The following is a 15,464-nucleotide window of genomic DNA, read 5'->3' as shown; positions in this document are numbered from 1 at the left end:
GGAACGCGCGAAGGCCCGGATGCCGGGGAGCATCCGGGCCCTCGCCCTGTTCCGCGTACCGCGTCCTGCGTACGTACCGTTACGGGAGCTGCGCCGCCCGCGCCTCGCGCCGGTTGTCACGGAACGTGTTCACCCGTCGCGCCGTGGCGAACAGCGGGATCACCGCGCCCAGGACGACCTGGAGCGCACAGCCGGTCTGGAGCAGCAGTTGCCCGCCCGGCGCGTCGAACGCCCATGCGGCCAGCAGCCCCATCGCGCCCACGATCCAGCTGAGCATCGCCACCGCGAGGATGCCCCGCGGCTTGGGGTACTCGACCCGGCTCACCATCAGCCACGCCACCCCGATGATCGCGAGCAGCGTCGGGACGAAGGGCAGCTCCAGGAGCACGATCGAGACGACCGTCAGCGCTCCGAAGGGGCTCGGCATGCCCTGGAACATGCCGTCCTTCAAGGTCACACAGGAGAATCTGGCAAGCCTGAGCACCACCGCCAGCAGCACCACGATCGCCGCCAGCGCCGACACCCGCTGGTGGGCGTCGTCCGCGACCATCCCGTACACGAGCACGAAGTAGGCCGGGGCGAGCCCGAAGCTGATGAGGTCGGAGAGGTTGTCCAGCTCCGCGCCCATCGGCGAGGACCGCAGCTTGCGCGCCACGAGCCCGTCGAAGAGGTCGAAGATCGCTGCCATCAGCATGAGGATCACGGCGGTGGCCGCCGAGTGGCGGGCCATGCCCGTCTCCTCGCTGCCCGTGAGGTGCGGGATGAGGATCCCCGTGGTGGTGAAGTACACCGCCATGAAACCGCACGTGGCGTTACCGAGGGTGAGCGTGTCCGCTATCGACAGCCGCATGGAGAGCGGCATGTCCTCCGCGCCGTCGGCGTCGTTCTCCCCGTCCGCCTCCGGTACCCAGCCGGCCTGTGTATCAGGATCAATCACGGTCAATTCGAGTCACCCCCGCGGTGGTGGCCTGGCCGACCTCGACCGCGACATCGATACCTTCCGGAAGGTAGATGTCGACGCGCGAGCCGAAGCGGATCAGGCCGATGCGCTCGCCCTGCTCCACCTTCGTGCCCTGCGGGAGGTACGGCACGATGCGACGGGCGACCGCTCCCGCGATCTGCACCATCTCGATGTCGCCGAGCTCGGTGTCGAAGTGCCAGACAACGCGCTCGTTGTTCTCGCTCTCCTTGTTGAACGCCGGTACGAACCCGCCCGGGATGTGCTCGACCGACGTCACGGTGCCCGCCAGCGGCGCGCGGTTGACGTGGACGTTGAGCGGGCTCATGAAGATGGCGACGCGGGTGCGCCCGTCCTTCCACGGCATGATGCTCTGCACCACGCCATCGGCCGGGGAGATGACCCGGCCGTCAGTGATCTCGCGCTCGGGGTCACGGAAGAACCAGAGCATGCCCGCCGCGAGCGCGGTGGTGGGCACGGCCACGGCTGCCCAGCGCCCGGACTTGCGGGCGCGGGCGAGGCTGAGGGCTGCGGTGGCGACGGTCGGCAGGAGCCAAGGCGATGCTCCGCGTGCGATGCTGACCCCGCCGCGGGCGGAGATGGGGCTGTCGGGCATGGATGACCTTCGTAGCGGATGATGCCGCGCTGGCAATGGGGGACGGCGGCTTTCCGTCGATGCTATCGGGTGCCGGGCGCAACTGGGCAAGCCAGCAGTCGAGTCGAACAGCTGAAAGGCACCCGCCGAGGGTGACTCGGTGTGATGTTCTTCGCCACCAAATCACCCTGAAGGGGACATTCAGCCCTGGAGGCGGTACTCCTCCAGCAGGCGCCGGCCAATGATCATTTTCTGGATCTCGGCGGTACCTTCACCGATCAGCAGCATCGGGGCCTCGCGGTAGAGGCGCTCGATCTCGTACTCCTTGGAGAAGCCGTAACCGCCGTGGATACGGAAGGCGTCCTCGACGACTTCCTTGCAGTACTCGGAGGCGAGGTACTTCGCCATCCCTGCCTCCAGGTCATTGCGTTCCCCGGAGTCCTTTTTGCGTGCCGCATTCACCATCATCGCATGAGCGGCCTCGACCTTGGTGGCCATTTCGGCCAATTTGAACTGGATCGCCTGGTGCTGGGCGATCGGTTTGCCGAAGGTGTGGCGCTGCTGGGCGTACGAAACACCCAGTTCGAACGCACGCTGAGCGACGCCGCAACCGCGCGCTGCGACATTCACCCGGCCGACCTCGACACCGTCCATCATTTGGTAAAACCCTCGGCCGGTCGTGCCGCCCAGGACCCGATTGGCCGGAATGCGCAGGTCGTCCATGATGAGCTCGGTCGTGTCGACCCCCTTGTAGCCCATCTTGTCGATCTTCCCGGGGATGGTCAGGCCGGGCCGGACCTCTCCGAAGCCGGGCTCCTTCTCGATCAGGAAGGTCGTCATCGACTTGTGGGGCGCGGCGGCCGTTTCCTGACTGGAGTGGCCTTCGTCACTTCGGCAGAGAACGGCCACCAGGGTCGATGTTCCGCCGTTCGTCAGCCACATCTTCTGGCCGTTGAGGACGTACTCGTCGCCGTCCTTGACGCCCTTCGACGTGATCGCCGCGACGTCCGAGCCGAGCGCCGGCTCGGACATCGAGAACGCGCCCCGCACCTCGCCGAGCGCCATCCGCGGCAGGAACGTGTCCTTCTGCTCCTGGGTGCCGTGCTGCTTGAGCATGTAGGCCACGATGAAATGCGTGTTGATGATCCCCGACACGCTCATCCAGCCGCGCGCGATCTCCTCCACGCACAGCGCGTAGGTGAGCAGCGACTCACCCAGACCCCCGTACTCCTCGGGGATCATCAGCCCGAACAGGCCGAGTTCCTTGAGTCCCTCCACGATTTCGGTGGGGTACTCGTCGCGGTGCTCCAGCTGGGTCGCGACCGGAATGATCTCCTTGTCGACGAAATCCCGGACCGTGGCGAGGATTTCCCGCTGGATGTCGTTCAGACCGGCGGTCTGGGCGAGTCGCGTCATGGCTGCTTCTCCTGTGGCTTCACGCGGATGGCCTTAAGGCTTCACACAGTTACTTGGCCGACTGCTTGTACGTGGCCGGTTACTTGGCGGGCGTCGGGCGGCCGGGCTGCTCGCCGCCGCGCTCCTTGATGTACGTCTCGGTGGGGACCATCACCTTGCGCCGGAACACGCAGACCACGGTGCCGTCCTGCTTGTAGCCCTTGGTCTCCACGTACACGATCCCGCGGTCGTTCTTCGACTTCGACGGCGTCTTGTCCAGCACGGTCGTCTCGCCGTAGATGGTGTCGCCGTGGAAGGTCGGCGCGATGTGCTTGAGCGATTCCACTTCCAGGTTGGCGATGGCCTTGCCGGAGACGTCCGGCACCGACATGCCGAGCAGCAGAGAGTAGACGTAGTTGCCGACGACGACGTTCTTCCCGAAGTCGGTCGTCTTCTCCGCGTAGTTGCCGTCCATGTGCAGCGGGTGGTGATTCATGGTCAGCAGACAGAAGAGGTGGTCGTCGTATTCCGTGACCGTCTTTCCGGGCCAGTGCTTGTAGACCGCACCGACCTCGAATTCCTCAAAGGTGCGTCCGAACTGCATGATCAGACCTCCGGGGCTTCGAACTTGGAGGTGCGCTGCATTCCGGCGGCGCGGCCCTTGCCCGCGATGACCAGGGCCATCTTGCGGCTGGCCTCGTCGATCATCTCGTCGCCGAGCATCGCGGAGCCCTTCTTGCCGCCCTCCTCGGAGGTGCACCAGTCGTAGGCGTCCAGGATCAGTTCGGCGTGGTCGTAGTCCTCCTGCGAGGGTGAGAACACGTCGTTGGCCGCGTCGACCTGGCCGGGGTGCAGCACCCACTTGCCGTCGAAGCCGAGGGCGGCGGCGCGGCCGGCCACCTCGCGGTAGGCGTCCACGTCGCGGATCTGGAGGAACGGGCCGTCGATCGCCTGGAGATCGTGCGTACGGGCCGCCATCAGGATGCGCATCAGGATGTAGTGGTAGGCGTCCGCCGGGTAGCCGGGCGGCTGCTGGCCGACGACCAGGGTCTTCATGTTGATCGAGGCCATGAAGTCGGCCGGGCCGAAGATCAGCGTCTCCAGGCGGGGTGAGGCGGCGGCGATCTCGTCGATGTTCACCAGGCCCTTGGCGTTCTCGATCTGCGCCTCGATGCCGATCTTCCCGACCTCGAAGCCCATCGTCTTCTCGATCTGGGTCAGCAGCAGGTCCAGCGCCACGACCTGCTGGGCGTCCTGGACCTTCGGCAGCATGATGCAGTCGAGGTTGGGACCCGCGCCCTCGACGACCGTGATGACGTCCCGGTACGTCCAGTGCGTCGTCCAGTCGTTGACCCGCACGACCCGGGTCTTGCCGCTCCAGTCACCGTTGTTCAGCGCGTCCACGATGGTGTGGCGGGCGCCCTCCTTGGCGAGCGGCGCGCAGGCGTCCTCCAGGTCCAGGAAGACCTGGTCGGCCGGGAGGCCCTGGGCCTTCTCCAGGAAGCGCGGGTTGGAGCCCGGCACGGCCAGACACGAGCGGCGGGGGCGCAGCCGGTTCACCGACGAGCTTGCGGCGGAGCCGCTCCCTGCTGGGGCGGTGGCGGGCGACGGGTGGGCGGGCGTGGTCATGCGGAGACCTCCAGAGGGTCGAGCTTGTTCGCTTTCCGGATCTCGTCGACGATACGGCCGATGATCTCCGTGATGCCGAAGTCCTTCGGGGTGAAGACGGCGGCCACACCGGCTTCGATGAGCGCGGCGGCGTCCGCCGGCGGGATGATGCCGCCCGCGATCACCGGGATGTCCGGGGCCCCGGCCTCGCGCAGCCGGTGCAGCACGTCGGGCACCAGCTCCGCGTGCGAGCCGGACAGGATGGAGAGGCCCACGCAGTGCACGTCCTCGGCGAGCGCCGCGTCGGTGATCTGCTCGGGGGTCAGCCGGATCCCCTGGTAGACCACCTCGAAGCCGGCGTCCCGTGCTCGTACGGCGATCTGCTCGGCCCCGTTGGAGTGCCCGTCCAGGCCCGGCTTGCCGACCAGCAGGCGCAGCCGCCCCACGCCCAGGTCGGCGGCGGTACGGGTGACCTTCTCGCGGACCAGGGCGAGCGGGGTGCCCGCCTCGGCGGCGACCGCCACCGGGGCGGAGGAGACCCCGGTGGGCGCGCGGAACTCGCCGAAGACGTCCCGCAGCGCCCAGGACCACTCGCCGGTGGTGACGCCCGCGCGGGCGCACTCGACGGTGGCTTCCATCATGTTCTCGGTGCCCGCGGCGGCCTTCTTCAGCGCGGCCAGCGCCTCCGTCGCGCGGGCCTCGTCGCGGTTGTCCCGCCACTCGTGCAGGGCGGCGACGACCCGGGCCTCGTTCGCCGGGTCGACCGTCATGATCGCGCCGTCGAGGTCGGAGGTGAGCGGGTTGGGCTCGGTCGTCTCGTAGATGTTGACGCCGACGATCTTCTCCTCGCCGCCCTCGATCCGCGCCCGCCGCGCCGCGTGCGAGGAGACCAGCTCCGACTTGAGGTAGCCGGACTCGACGGCCGCCATCGCGCCGCCCATCTGCTGGATCCGGTCGATCTCCGCGAGCGACTCCTCGACCAGGGACTCCACCTTGGCCTCGATGACGTGCGAACCGGCGAAGATGTCCTCGTACTCCAGGAGGTCGCTCTCGTGCGCCAGCACCTGCTGGATGCGCAGCGACCACTGCTGGTCCCAGGGCCGCGGAAGCCCCAACGCCTCGTTCCATGCCGGGAGTTGCACGGCGCGGGCGCGGGCGTCCTTGGAGAGGGTGACGGCCAGCATCTCCAGGACGATGCGCTGGACGTTGTTCTCCGGCTGCGCCTCGGTCAGACCGAGGGAGTTGACCTGGACGCCGTAGCGGAAGCGGCGCTGCTTCGGGTTGGTGATGCCGTACCGCTCGCGCGTGACGCGGTCCCAGATGCGGCCGAAGGCGCGCATCTTGCACATCTCCTCGATGAAGCGGACGCCCGCGTTCACGAAGAACGAGATCCGGGCGACCACGTCACCGAACTTCTCCTCGGGCACCTGGCCCGAGTCGCGGACCGCGTCGAGCACCGCGATGGCGGTCGACATGGCGTACGCGATCTCCTGGACCGGGGTGGCCCCCGCCTCCTGGAGGTGGTAGCTGCAGATGTTGATCGGGTTCCACTTGGGGATGCGGTTGACCGTGTACGTGATCATGTCGGTGGTCAGCCGCAGCGAGGGCACCGGCGGGAAGACGTGCGTCCCGCGTGACAGGTACTCCTTCACGATGTCGTTCTGCGTGGTCCCCTGGAGCTTGTCGGGGTCGGCCCCCTGCTCCTCAGCGACCACCTGGTAGAGCGCCAGCAGCCACATGGCGGTCGCGTTGATCGTCATCGAGGTGTTCATCTGCTCCAGGGGGATGTCCTGGAACAGCCGGCGCATGTCACCGAGGTGCGAGACGGGCACACCGACACGGCCCACCTCGCCGCGGGCGAGAATGTGGTCCGGGTCGTATCCGGTCTGCGTCGGCAGATCGAAGGCGACCGAGAGACCCGTCTGGCCCTTGGCGAGGTTGCGGCGGTACAGCTCGTTGGACGCCTCGGCGGTCGAGTGACCGGCGTACGTCCGCATGAGCCAGGGCCGGTCCTTCTGACGTTCGGTCATGGGAGAACCTCAGACGTTGCGGAAGCGGTTGATGGCGTCGATGTGCTGCTCGCGCATTTCCTGGTCGCGCACGCCCAGACCCTCGCGGGGCGCCAGGGCCAGGACGCCGACCTTGCCCTGGTGGGCGTTGCGGTGGACGTCGTGGGCTGCCTGGCCGGTGTCCTCCAGGGAGTAGACCTTGGAGAGCGTCGGGTGGATCTTGCCCTTGGCGATGAGGCGGTTGGCCTCCCACGCCTCGCGGTAGTTGGCGAAGTGGGAGCCGATGATCCGCTTGAGGGACATCCACAGGTAGCGGTTGTCGTACTCGTGCATATAGCCCGAGGTGGAGGCGCAGGTGGTGATGGTGCCGCCCTTGCGGGTGACGTAGACCGAGGCGCCGAAGGTCTCGCGGCCCGGGTGCTCGAAGACGATGTCGATGTCCTCGCCGCCGGTGTACTCGCGGATGCGCTTGCCGAAGCGCTTCCACTCCTTCGGGTCCTGGGTGCGCTCGTCCTTCCAGAACTTGTAGCCCTCTGCGTTGCGGTCGATGACCGCCTCGGCCCCCATCGACCGGCAGATGTCGGCCTTCTCCGGGCTGGAGACGACACAGATCGGGTTGGCGCCGCCGGCCAGCGCGAACTGGGTGGCGTAGGAGCCGAGACCGCCGCTGGCGCCCCAGATCAGCACGTTGTCGCCCTGCTTCATGCCCGCGCCGTTGCGCGAGACGAGCTGGCGGTACGCGGTGGAGTTGACCAGGCCGGGAGAGGCGGCCTCCTCCCAGCTGAGGTGCTTCGGCTTCGGCATCAGCTGGTTGGACTTGACGAGCGCGATCTCCGCCAGGCCGCCGAAGTTGGTCTCGAAGCCCCAGATGCGCTGCTCGGGGTCGAGCATCGTGTCGTTGTGGCCGTCGGAGGACTCCAGCTCGACGGAGAGGCAGTGCGCGACGACCTCGTCGCCCGGGTTCCAGGCGTTCACGCCGGGGCCGGTGCGCAGGACGACGCCCGCGAGGTCCGAGCCGATGACGTGGTAGGGCAGGTCGTGGCGCTTGGTGAGCTCGCTGAGCCGTCCGTACCGCTCCAGGAAGCCGAAGGTGGACACCGGCTCGAAGATGGAGGTCCAGACGGAGTTGTAGTTCACCGAGCTGGCCATCACGGCGACGAGGGCCTCGCCGGGGCCGAGCTCGGGGACCGGGACCTCGTCCAGGTGGAGCGACTTGCGGGGGTCCTTGTCGCGGGATTCGAGCCCCGCGAACATCTCCGCCTCGTCCTTGTGCACGGTGATCGCGCGGTAGGAGTCGGGGAGGGACAGGGCCGCGAAGTCCGCGGCGGTGCTGTCCTGCGACTGGATGGCGTCCAGGATTTCCTTCACGGTGTTGCCTCCGGTGATGCGGCGTCGAGGGAACGCTTGAGGGGCCCTGCTGGCAGGGGAGCGGTGCGGTGTGGAGGTGTTTGCCGTCGGTTCGGCGAGTGGAGCTTCGGCTTTGCTCGGGTGGAGCGGAAGGGTGCCTGTGACGCAGGCGTCCGGGCGCGCAGCACGGTGGTTGCGGGGACAGCCGGCGTACGTGAGATCCCAGCACGCCGGCCGCCCGGACACCTTCAACGTATGGCACTCCGTGACACCTGACAAGGCACCCAGTGCCAACAATTTCTCTCACTTGTCATCTCGTAGGCACGCATGAGCAACACGATGGGCGTTACGAGGCGTTCTGTCCTGCTGGCGAGCGGTCAGGGCGTGTCCGGCGGAGGCGGACACCTCCCGGGCGTGTCCGGCAAAGGCGGCCCGGACGCCTCTACCGCCCGGGCCGGTACACGTACGGAGTCGTCGTCCCCAGCGCCGTGAAGCCCAGCCGCCCCAGGATCGGGGCCGACATGCCGGTCGCGTCGACCTGGAGATACCGGTAGCCCCGCTCGGCGGCGATCCGCGCCCGGTGGGCGACCAGCGCCCGGTAGATCCCCCTGCCCCGCCAGGCGGCCACCGTCCCACCGCCCCAGAGCCCCGCGAAGCCCGTGCCCGGGTACAGCTCCATCCGCCCGGAGCACACCGGCTCCCCGTCGCCGTCCACCGCCAGCACCGCCACGAAGTCCTGTGGGGCCTCCGCCAGCCGCTTCAGCACCTGGTGGAGCAGACGGGTCCCATCGGTGCCGAACGCCCGCTCATGGGCCCCGGCCATCAGCTCCGCCCCGGCCGCGTCGGTCACCGGCCGCAGGGTGACCCCCTCGGGCAGCGCGACCGGCCCGGTCAGCAGGCCGGCGGGCGCCACCAGCAGAGTCTCCGGCGGCTCCGGCGTGAATCCGGCGGCCCGCAGCCGGTCGCCCAGGTCGGCGGGGCGGTCATGGCCGTAGACCTTCCACTCGAACTCCGGGAGGCCGAGCGCCGCGCAGTGCCCGATCTGGGCGGCGATCGCCGCGTCCGCCCCCGCCGCGTCCAGTTCCGGGTCCGACCACACCACCCCGTTCCAGTCGTCGGGGCCGCCGACCTGGCGGACGACGGGGCCGGCGCGCTCGACGCGTACGCCGGGGCCGTCCGGGCGGGCGTGCTCCCGCATCTCGCGGTCGAACAGGTCACGTGTCTCAGTGGTTCGCATGCGCGCACCTCAGCACGGCGGTGATCGGCAAACCAGCGGATTTCGGCCTCCCGCCACCCGGAACGGCTCCGCGCCGACGCGTCGGAAGCGCGGCTCGGGGCAGATGCGGGAGACCAAGTGATCTTGAAGTGGTCAGGAAGCAGGGGTGGGGCACCGATGGCGAGATCTCTCCGCGAGCGAGTGGGCGTCCCCGAGCCCCGCACCCGCTTCGACCTCCGGCGCACCACCTTCGGGTTCGCCCTGATCGCGCTGATCCTCGCGGGCGGCGGCATGGGACTGCGGGCCGCCTGGCGGAGCGCCGGACGGCACCCGGTCGCCGCCGCCCTCCTGATCGTGCTCGCCCTCGCCGCCCTCGCCGTGGTGCTGCGCCGCAGGCGTCGGGCCCGGCGGGTCGCGGCGGCCGTCACGGACGCCGCGTACGGGATCGTCGACGCCGGTCTCGCGGAGCTGGACGCCGCCGAAGCGGCCCGGGCGCGGGGACGAGCCGAACCCGCCGATCCGGTGGACTACGCGCAGCTGGACCCGTACGCCTTCGAGGAGGCCGTGGCCGAGCTCTGCCGGCGCGACGGCTGCGCGGACGCCGAAGTGGTCGGCGGCGCGGGCGACCTGGGCGCGGACGTCCTGGGAACCACCCCGGACGGCCGCCGCCTGGTCGTCCAGTGCAAGCGCTACGGCCCCGACAACCGGGCCGGATCGCAGGACCTCCAGCGCTTCGGCGGCACCTGCTACGCCGTCCACGGGGCGGACATCGCGCTCGTCGTCTCCACCGGCGGCTTCACCGAACCCGCGCTCGACTACGCGGAGCAGTGCGGCATCCTCTGCTACGGCCCCGAGGAGCTGGCCGCCTGGAGCGAGGGCGGCGCGCCCCCGCCCTGGGACACGGCGGCGGCGGTCCCCGCCGGGCAGGACGCCCGGCTCAGCGCTCCTTGAGGGCCTGCTGGATCGTCCGCATGACCTCGTCCAGCGGGGCGTCGGTACGCGCCACCGCGACCAGCACCTCGCCCTCGGCGGCCACCGTCGCAGCCGGGGCCCTGGGGGGCTCGGCCTGAGCGGTCCGCCCGGCCCCGACCCCGGTGCCGAAGGTGTCGCGCACGATGGCAAAGGCCCGGTCGAGCTGGGTCTCCACATCGCCCTGCCCGCCCGCCCGCAGCCAGCGGCGCAGTACGTGGTTGTGGGCGGTGACCACGGCGGACGCGGCCACCTCCGCCAGCAGCGGGTCGTCGTTGCCCACGTGGTGGTCGCGCTCGTCGAAGTGGCCCAGCAGATAGCGGGTGAACAGCCGCTCGTAGCGGGCCACCGACGCGATCTCGGCCTCCCGGAGGGTGGGTACCTCACGGGTCAGTTTGTAGCGGGCCACGGAGACGGCGGGCTTGGCCGCGTACATCTTCATGACCTCCTTGATGCCGCGGCAGACCGTGTCGAGCGGATGCTCGTGCGCGGGGGCGGCGTTGAGGACGGCCTCGGCCCTGACGAGGGTGTCGTCGTGGTCCGGGAAGATGGCCTCTTCCTTGGAGCGGAAGTGCCGGAAGAAGGTGCGCCGGGCGACGCCCGCTGCCCCCGCGATCTCGTCGACGGTCGTCGCCTCGTAGCCCTTGGTGGCGAAGAGCTCCATCGCGGCTGCGGCCAGTTCGCGGCGCATCTTGAGCCGCTGGGCGGCGGCGCGGGTTCCCGCTGCGGTCTCCGGGGCGTCGGGCGCGGCGGTGGCACGGGGTGACTTGGCGGGCTGGGACATGGCATGAACGTAACGCATCGGTGCAGGGGAGCGCGCCTGCGGGGGCGGGCCGCCGGAGGGTCCCAGCAGCCCGCCCCACCCGGCTCCCGGGTCAGCGACGGGCATACTCGCGGAAGCCGCGCCCCGTCTTGCGGCCGAGGCAGCCCGCGGCCACCAGGTGCTCCAGCAGCGGGGCCGGAGCGAGCCCCGGGTCGCGGAACTCCTTGTGCAGCACCTTCTCGATCGCGAGGGAGACGTCGAGGCCCACGACGTCCAGCAGTTCGAACGGGCCCATCGGGTAGCCGCCGCCCAGCTTCATCGCCGCGTCGATGTCGTCCAGCGAGGCGTAGTGCTCCTCGACCATCTTGATCGCGTTGTTGAGGTACGGGAACAGCAGCGCGTTCACGATGAACCCGGCCCGGTCCCCGCAGTCCACCGGGTGCTTGCGGATCCTCGCGCAGACCGCGCGGACCGTGGCGTGCACGTCGTCGGCGGTCAGGACCGTCCGGACGACCTCGACCAGCTTCATCGCGGGCGCCGGGTTGAAGAAGTGCATCCCGACGACGTCCTCGGGCCGCGCGGTCGCCCGGGCGACCGCGATGACCGGCAGGGAGGAGGTGGTGGTGGCGAGGACCGCGCCCGGCCGGCAGACCTTGTCCAGCGTGGCGAAGAGCTGCTGCTTGATCTCCAGGTCCTCCGCGACCGCCTCCACGGCGAGGTCGACCTCCGCGAACGCGTCGAGCGAACCGGCGGCCGTGATCCGGCCCAGCGTCTCGTCCCGCGCCTCGGCGGTGAGCCGCCCCTTGGCCACCGAGCGCTCCAGCGACTTCGCGATCCGGGCTCTGGCCAGATCCGCCTTCTCCTGGCCGCGCGCCGCCAGGACCACGGTGTACCCGGCCTTGGCGAAGACCTCGGCGATCCCGGAGGCCATGGTGCCGGAGCCCGCGACCCCCACGGACGTGATGGAGCGACCGCTCTCGGCGTCGGTGTCCGGTGCCGGGGTCAGCGCGTCGGGCACCACGCTCTGGCCGCCCGGAGCGTCGTACGTGTAGAAGCCGCGCCCCGCCTTGCGCCCGGTCAGCCCCGCCTCACTGAGCTGGCCGAGGACGGGGGCGGGGGCGTGGAGGCGGTCGTGGGAGGCGGAGTACATGGCCTCCAGGACGGTGCGGGCGGTGTCGATCCCGATCAGGTCCAGCAGGGCGAGGGGGCCCATCGGCAGGCCGCACCCCAGCTTCATCGCGGCGTCGATGTCCTCGCGGGACGCGTAGTTCGCCTCGTACATCGCGGCGGCCTGGTTCAGATAGCCGAAGAGCAGTCCGTCCGCGACGAACCCGGGCCGGTCGCCGACCGCGACGGGCTCCTTGCCCAGCTCCCGGGCCAGCCTGGTGACGGCCTCGACGGCGGGCGGCGCGGTCAGCACCGAGGAGACCACCTCGACCAGCTTCATCGCCGGCGCGGGGTTGAAGAAGTGCAGGCCGAGCACGCGCTCGGGGTGCCGCGACTCGGCCGCGAGACGGGTCACCGACAGGGCGTTCGTCCCGGTGGCCAGGATCGCGGAGGGGGAGACGACCGCGTCCAGCTCGCGGAACACCTGCTGCTTGATCTCGTACGTCTCCGGCACGACCTCGATGACGAGCTCGGCGTCGGCGGCCGCCGGGAGGGCGTCGGAGGTGCGGAACCGGGCGAGCGCGGCGGCCCGCTCCTGCTCCGTGATCCGCCCGCGCCCCACCGCCCGTGCGGTGGAGGCTTCGAGGGAGGCGACGGCCTGCCGGGCGGCGGCCTCGCTGATGTCGATGCCGATCACGTCGCGGCCCGCGAGGACCAGGACCTCGGCGATGCCGGCGCCCATGGTGCCGAGGCCGACGACGGCGATGGTGGAGAGCGGGGTGTCCATCAAGGGACTCCAGGGTGAGTGACGACTGTGGGAGCACGGCGCGCGCGGCGATGAGGGAGCGGCGCGCGGCATGGCGAGGATGCGTGTCGTGAAGCGCGGGGCCGGGGCGCTGGGAGCACGCCGGCCGTGAGGGGTGAGCGACTCTGTCCCGGAGTCGCGTCGCACAGAACTGCCGAACCGACAAGCACTCCGGGCGGCTGCGTCACCAGGCCGCCGGAGCTCGCGGGGAGTGTGTTCCCGCTCAGATGAGATTAACCGGCCGGTAACGAGCGCGCCACCCCTGAATGTTTGTGCGCTGGACCACACCGGCGGGCGCGAAGCCGTCCCGCACGGAGCGTGTTCATGGATACGCTGAGCGTCATGGATGAGGAACTCCGTTCGCTCATGGACCGGTTGCGGGACGAGGCGGCCGGGTCCGCCGCGTACGACCTGCTCGTGGCGACCGACGACGTCGAAGTGCTGGCCCGGGTCCTGGTGGAGCCCCGACGCCCCCTGTGGGCCCGCGAGATCGCCGCCTTCCGGCTCGGCTGCGCGGGCGACCGGCGGGCCTTCGAGGCGCTGGTGCTCCTGCTCAACCACCGCGACCCCGAGCGCTGCGTCTCCGCCGCCCACGCCCTGGCCGAGCTGAACGACCCCCGCACGCCCAAGGCCGCCGCCGCGCTCGCCACCAACACCCTGCGCACCGCCTACGCCGTGCACCCGGTCCGCCTGCTCACCACCCTGCGGGCCCCCGAGGCCGTCCCCGCCCTGGTCTCCACGCTGGAGCGGCTGCTGGCCCCGGGGGAGCCGCACTGGCGGGTCGCGCTGGCCTGCGTCGAGGGGCTCGGGCAGCTCCACGACATCCGGGCCCGCCCGGTCCTCAGGGCGGCCCTCCCGCACCCGCGCCTGGGGGCCGCGGCGGCGCAGGCGCTGGGGCGGCTGTCGTAGAGGTGTGCGCGGGCGCGCTTACGGGCGGGCGCGCGCCCGGTCCGAGACGCCGGGGCGCGCGGCCCCTTTCCCCAGGGGGCGCGCGCTCCCTCCCTCAGTGGGCGTGCGGCCTCTTCCCTCAGCGGTCGCGCGCCCCCTCCCTCAGTGGCGCGGCCCCAGCATCCCGTGCAGACGGCTGCCCGCGCTGTTGTCCACCGACTGGGCCGCCGCCTTCGCGGCCGGCAGCGGCTTCGGGTCCGGCAGGGCCGCGCAGACCGCGTCCGCCTCGCCCTCGCCCCGGCCGCGCGGGACGGTCCCGTCGGTCAGATAGGCCGTCAGATGCTTGTCCAGGCAGGCGTTGCCGCTCAGCGTGATGCCGTGGTTGCCGCCGCCCTCCTCCACCACGAAGCTGGAGCCCTTGAGCTTGCGGTGCATGCTGACCGCGCCTTCGTACGGGGTCGCCGCGTCCCCGGTGGCCTGGAGGATCAGCGTCGCCGGGAGCCGGTCGTTGGCCACCTGGACGGGGCTCAGCGGCGGCACCGGCCAGGTGGCGCACGGCGCGTTGTACCAGGTGTTGTTCCAGGCCATGAAGGGCGCCTTGTCGTGGATGCGGCGCGTGTCGTTGCGCCAGGTGCTCCAGTGCCGGGGCCAGCCCGAGTCACGGCACTGGACGGCGGCGTACACCGAGTAGCTGTTGTCGCCGCCCGCGCCGAGGGCGCCGAAGTTCTCGTACGCCTTCACCAGGGCCTCGGCGTCCTGGTCGTTCACGTACGCGGCGAACGCCTCGGCGAGGTAGGGCCAGTAGCCGTTGTAGTACCCGCCGGGCAGGAAGGTGTCCTCCAACTCGCTCGCCCCGACCCGGCCGCCCGCCGGATCGGCCGCCACGGCCGCGCGCATCCGGTACCAGGCGGCCTCGACCCCGGCCGGGTCCGTGCCGAGCCCGTAGGTGGCGTCGTGCCGCGCCACCCAGGCGGCGAACGCCTTGTGGCGGTCGTCGAAGGCGTAGTCCTGGTTGAGGTTGCCCCGGTACCAGACGTCGTCGGGCCCGACGACCGAGTCCAGGACCAGCCGCCGCACCCGCTCCGGGTACAGCTTCGCGTAGACCGCGCCGAGGTAGGTGCCGTACGAGTAACCGAAGTAGTTGATCTGCCGCGAGCCCAGCGCCCGGCGGATCACGTCGAGGTCCTTGGCGGCGCTGACGGTGTCCATGTACGGCAGCACGTCGCCGTGCTTCTCCCCGCAGGCGCGGGCGAACGCTGCGGCCCGGTCGCGGTTGACCCGCTCGTCCCGGTAGGAGGCGGGCACCGAGTCCGGGCGCACCGGGTCGAAGTGGCCGGGCAGGCAGTTCAGCGCCGGGGTGCTCTTGCCGACCCCGCGCGGGGCGAACCCGATCACGTCGTACTGGGCGGCCACCTCCTTGGGCAGCGCGGAGGCCACGAACCCGGCCATCGACAGCCCGCTGCCGCCCGGCCCGCCGGGGTTGACCAGCAGCGGGCCCTGGGAGGTCTTCGCGGTGTGCGGGACGCGGGACAGGGCCAGGGTGATCTGCCGGCCCGAGGGGTCGTCGTGGTCCAGCGGGGCGTCGACCTTCGCGCACTGGAGCGTCGGGTGGTTCTCGGTGGGACAGTCGGTCCACGCGAGCTCCGGGGCGGGCGGCGCGCTCGTCCCGGAGGCGGCGGCCGGGGCCGGGGCGGCGGCCAGCAGACCGGCGACCGTCGCACCGGCGGCGAGGATGATTGCTGCACGTTGTGTCATAGGGCCTCCCGAGGTGGAGGGGACGCGGCGGCGGATGGCCGGTCCCCGC

General features: G+C 70.8%; 13 protein-coding genes. 2 read left to right on the top strand and 11 right to left on the bottom strand.

What is annotated here, in order from left to right; genetic code table 11:
- Positions 1-79: 79 nt before the first annotated feature.
- From pssA to ACLJPL_RS10540, 8 genes are all read right to left on the bottom strand, one after another.
- Complete coding sequence (gene pssA / locus ACLJPL_RS10575; RefSeq protein ID WP_411080496.1) at positions 80-943, bottom strand: CDP-diacylglycerol--serine O-phosphatidyltransferase; 864 nt, start codon at positions 941-943, stop codon at positions 80-82.
- The gene (locus ACLJPL_RS10570) at positions 930-1,574 is read right to left on the bottom strand and encodes a phosphatidylserine decarboxylase (RefSeq protein WP_411080495.1); all 645 of its coding nucleotides are present in this window, start codon (positions 1,572-1,574) and stop codon (positions 930-932) included. The genes pssA and ACLJPL_RS10570 overlap by 14 nt, the downstream gene beginning before the upstream one ends.
- Before the next feature lie 180 nt (positions 1,575-1,754).
- Complete coding sequence (locus tag ACLJPL_RS10565; protein WP_411080494.1) at positions 1,755-2,969, bottom strand: acyl-CoA dehydrogenase family protein; 1,215 nt, start codon at positions 2,967-2,969, stop codon at positions 1,755-1,757.
- Positions 2,970-3,048: 79 nt separating this feature from the next.
- Positions 3,049-3,552 (bottom strand): MaoC family dehydratase, encoded by a 504-nt coding sequence (locus ACLJPL_RS10560; RefSeq protein WP_411080493.1) that lies wholly within the window; start codon positions 3,550-3,552, stop codon positions 3,049-3,051.
- A gap of 2 nt (positions 3,553-3,554) precedes the next feature.
- Positions 3,555-4,577, bottom strand: a complete 1,023-nt coding sequence (locus tag ACLJPL_RS10555) for an HpcH/HpaI aldolase/citrate lyase family protein (protein ID WP_411080492.1) — start codon at positions 4,575-4,577, stop codon at positions 3,555-3,557.
- Entirely contained in the window at positions 4,574-6,586 is a 2,013-nt protein-coding gene (locus tag ACLJPL_RS10550) for a protein meaA (RefSeq protein WP_411080491.1), read from the bottom strand. The genes ACLJPL_RS10555 and ACLJPL_RS10550 overlap by 4 nt, the downstream gene beginning before the upstream one ends.
- Before the next feature lie 9 nt (positions 6,587-6,595).
- Positions 6,596-7,933, bottom strand: a complete 1,338-nt coding sequence (gene ccrA, locus ACLJPL_RS10545) for a crotonyl-CoA carboxylase/reductase (protein ID WP_411080490.1) — start codon at positions 7,931-7,933, stop codon at positions 6,596-6,598.
- A 421-nt stretch (positions 7,934-8,354) separates the two neighbouring features.
- Positions 8,355-9,149, bottom strand: coding sequence for a GNAT family N-acetyltransferase (locus tag ACLJPL_RS10540; protein WP_411080489.1), 795 nt, complete (start codon positions 9,147-9,149; stop codon positions 8,355-8,357).
- A 156-nt stretch (positions 9,150-9,305) separates the two neighbouring features.
- Between ACLJPL_RS10540 and ACLJPL_RS10535 the strand changes: the two genes are divergently transcribed.
- The gene (locus tag ACLJPL_RS10535; RefSeq protein WP_411080488.1) at positions 9,306-10,079 is read left to right on the top strand and encodes a restriction endonuclease; all 774 of its coding nucleotides are present in this window, start codon (positions 9,306-9,308) and stop codon (positions 10,077-10,079) included.
- Here the strand turns inward: ACLJPL_RS10535 and ACLJPL_RS10530 are convergent.
- Together ACLJPL_RS10530 and ACLJPL_RS10525 are read right to left on the bottom strand one after the other, a co-directional pair.
- Complete coding sequence (locus tag ACLJPL_RS10530) at positions 10,066-10,881, bottom strand: TetR family transcriptional regulator (protein ID WP_411080487.1); 816 nt, start codon at positions 10,879-10,881, stop codon at positions 10,066-10,068. The two genes, ACLJPL_RS10535 and ACLJPL_RS10530, sit on opposite strands and share 14 nt — an antisense overlap.
- Positions 10,882-10,972: 91 nt before the next feature.
- A complete protein-coding gene (locus tag ACLJPL_RS10525) occupies positions 10,973-12,754 on the bottom strand; it encodes a 3-hydroxyacyl-CoA dehydrogenase family protein (RefSeq protein WP_411080486.1) in 1,782 nt (593 codons plus the stop codon).
- 360 nt (positions 12,755-13,114) lie between these two features.
- Here ACLJPL_RS10525 and ACLJPL_RS10520 point away from each other — a divergent pair, with 360 nt between their 5' ends.
- Positions 13,115-13,681 carry an adenylosuccinate lyase gene (locus tag ACLJPL_RS10520; RefSeq protein ID WP_411080485.1) on the top strand — a complete coding sequence of 189 codons (567 nt, stop codon included), beginning with the start codon at positions 13,115-13,117 and terminating at the stop codon, positions 13,679-13,681.
- A 141-nt stretch (positions 13,682-13,822) separates the two neighbouring features.
- Here ACLJPL_RS10520 and ACLJPL_RS10515 read toward each other — a convergent pair whose 3' ends face one another.
- Entirely contained in the window at positions 13,823-15,415 is a 1,593-nt protein-coding gene (locus tag ACLJPL_RS10515; RefSeq protein ID WP_411080484.1) for an alpha/beta hydrolase, read from the bottom strand.
- Positions 15,416-15,464: the final 49 nt, after the last annotated feature.

The organism is Streptomyces sp. cmx-18-6 (assembly GCF_046548915.1).
GTDB lineage: Bacteria > Actinomycetota > Actinomycetes > Streptomycetales > Streptomycetaceae > Streptomyces.
Note: the sequence above shows the minus strand (reverse complement) of the source record. Positions and strands in the feature narration are given on the sequence as shown.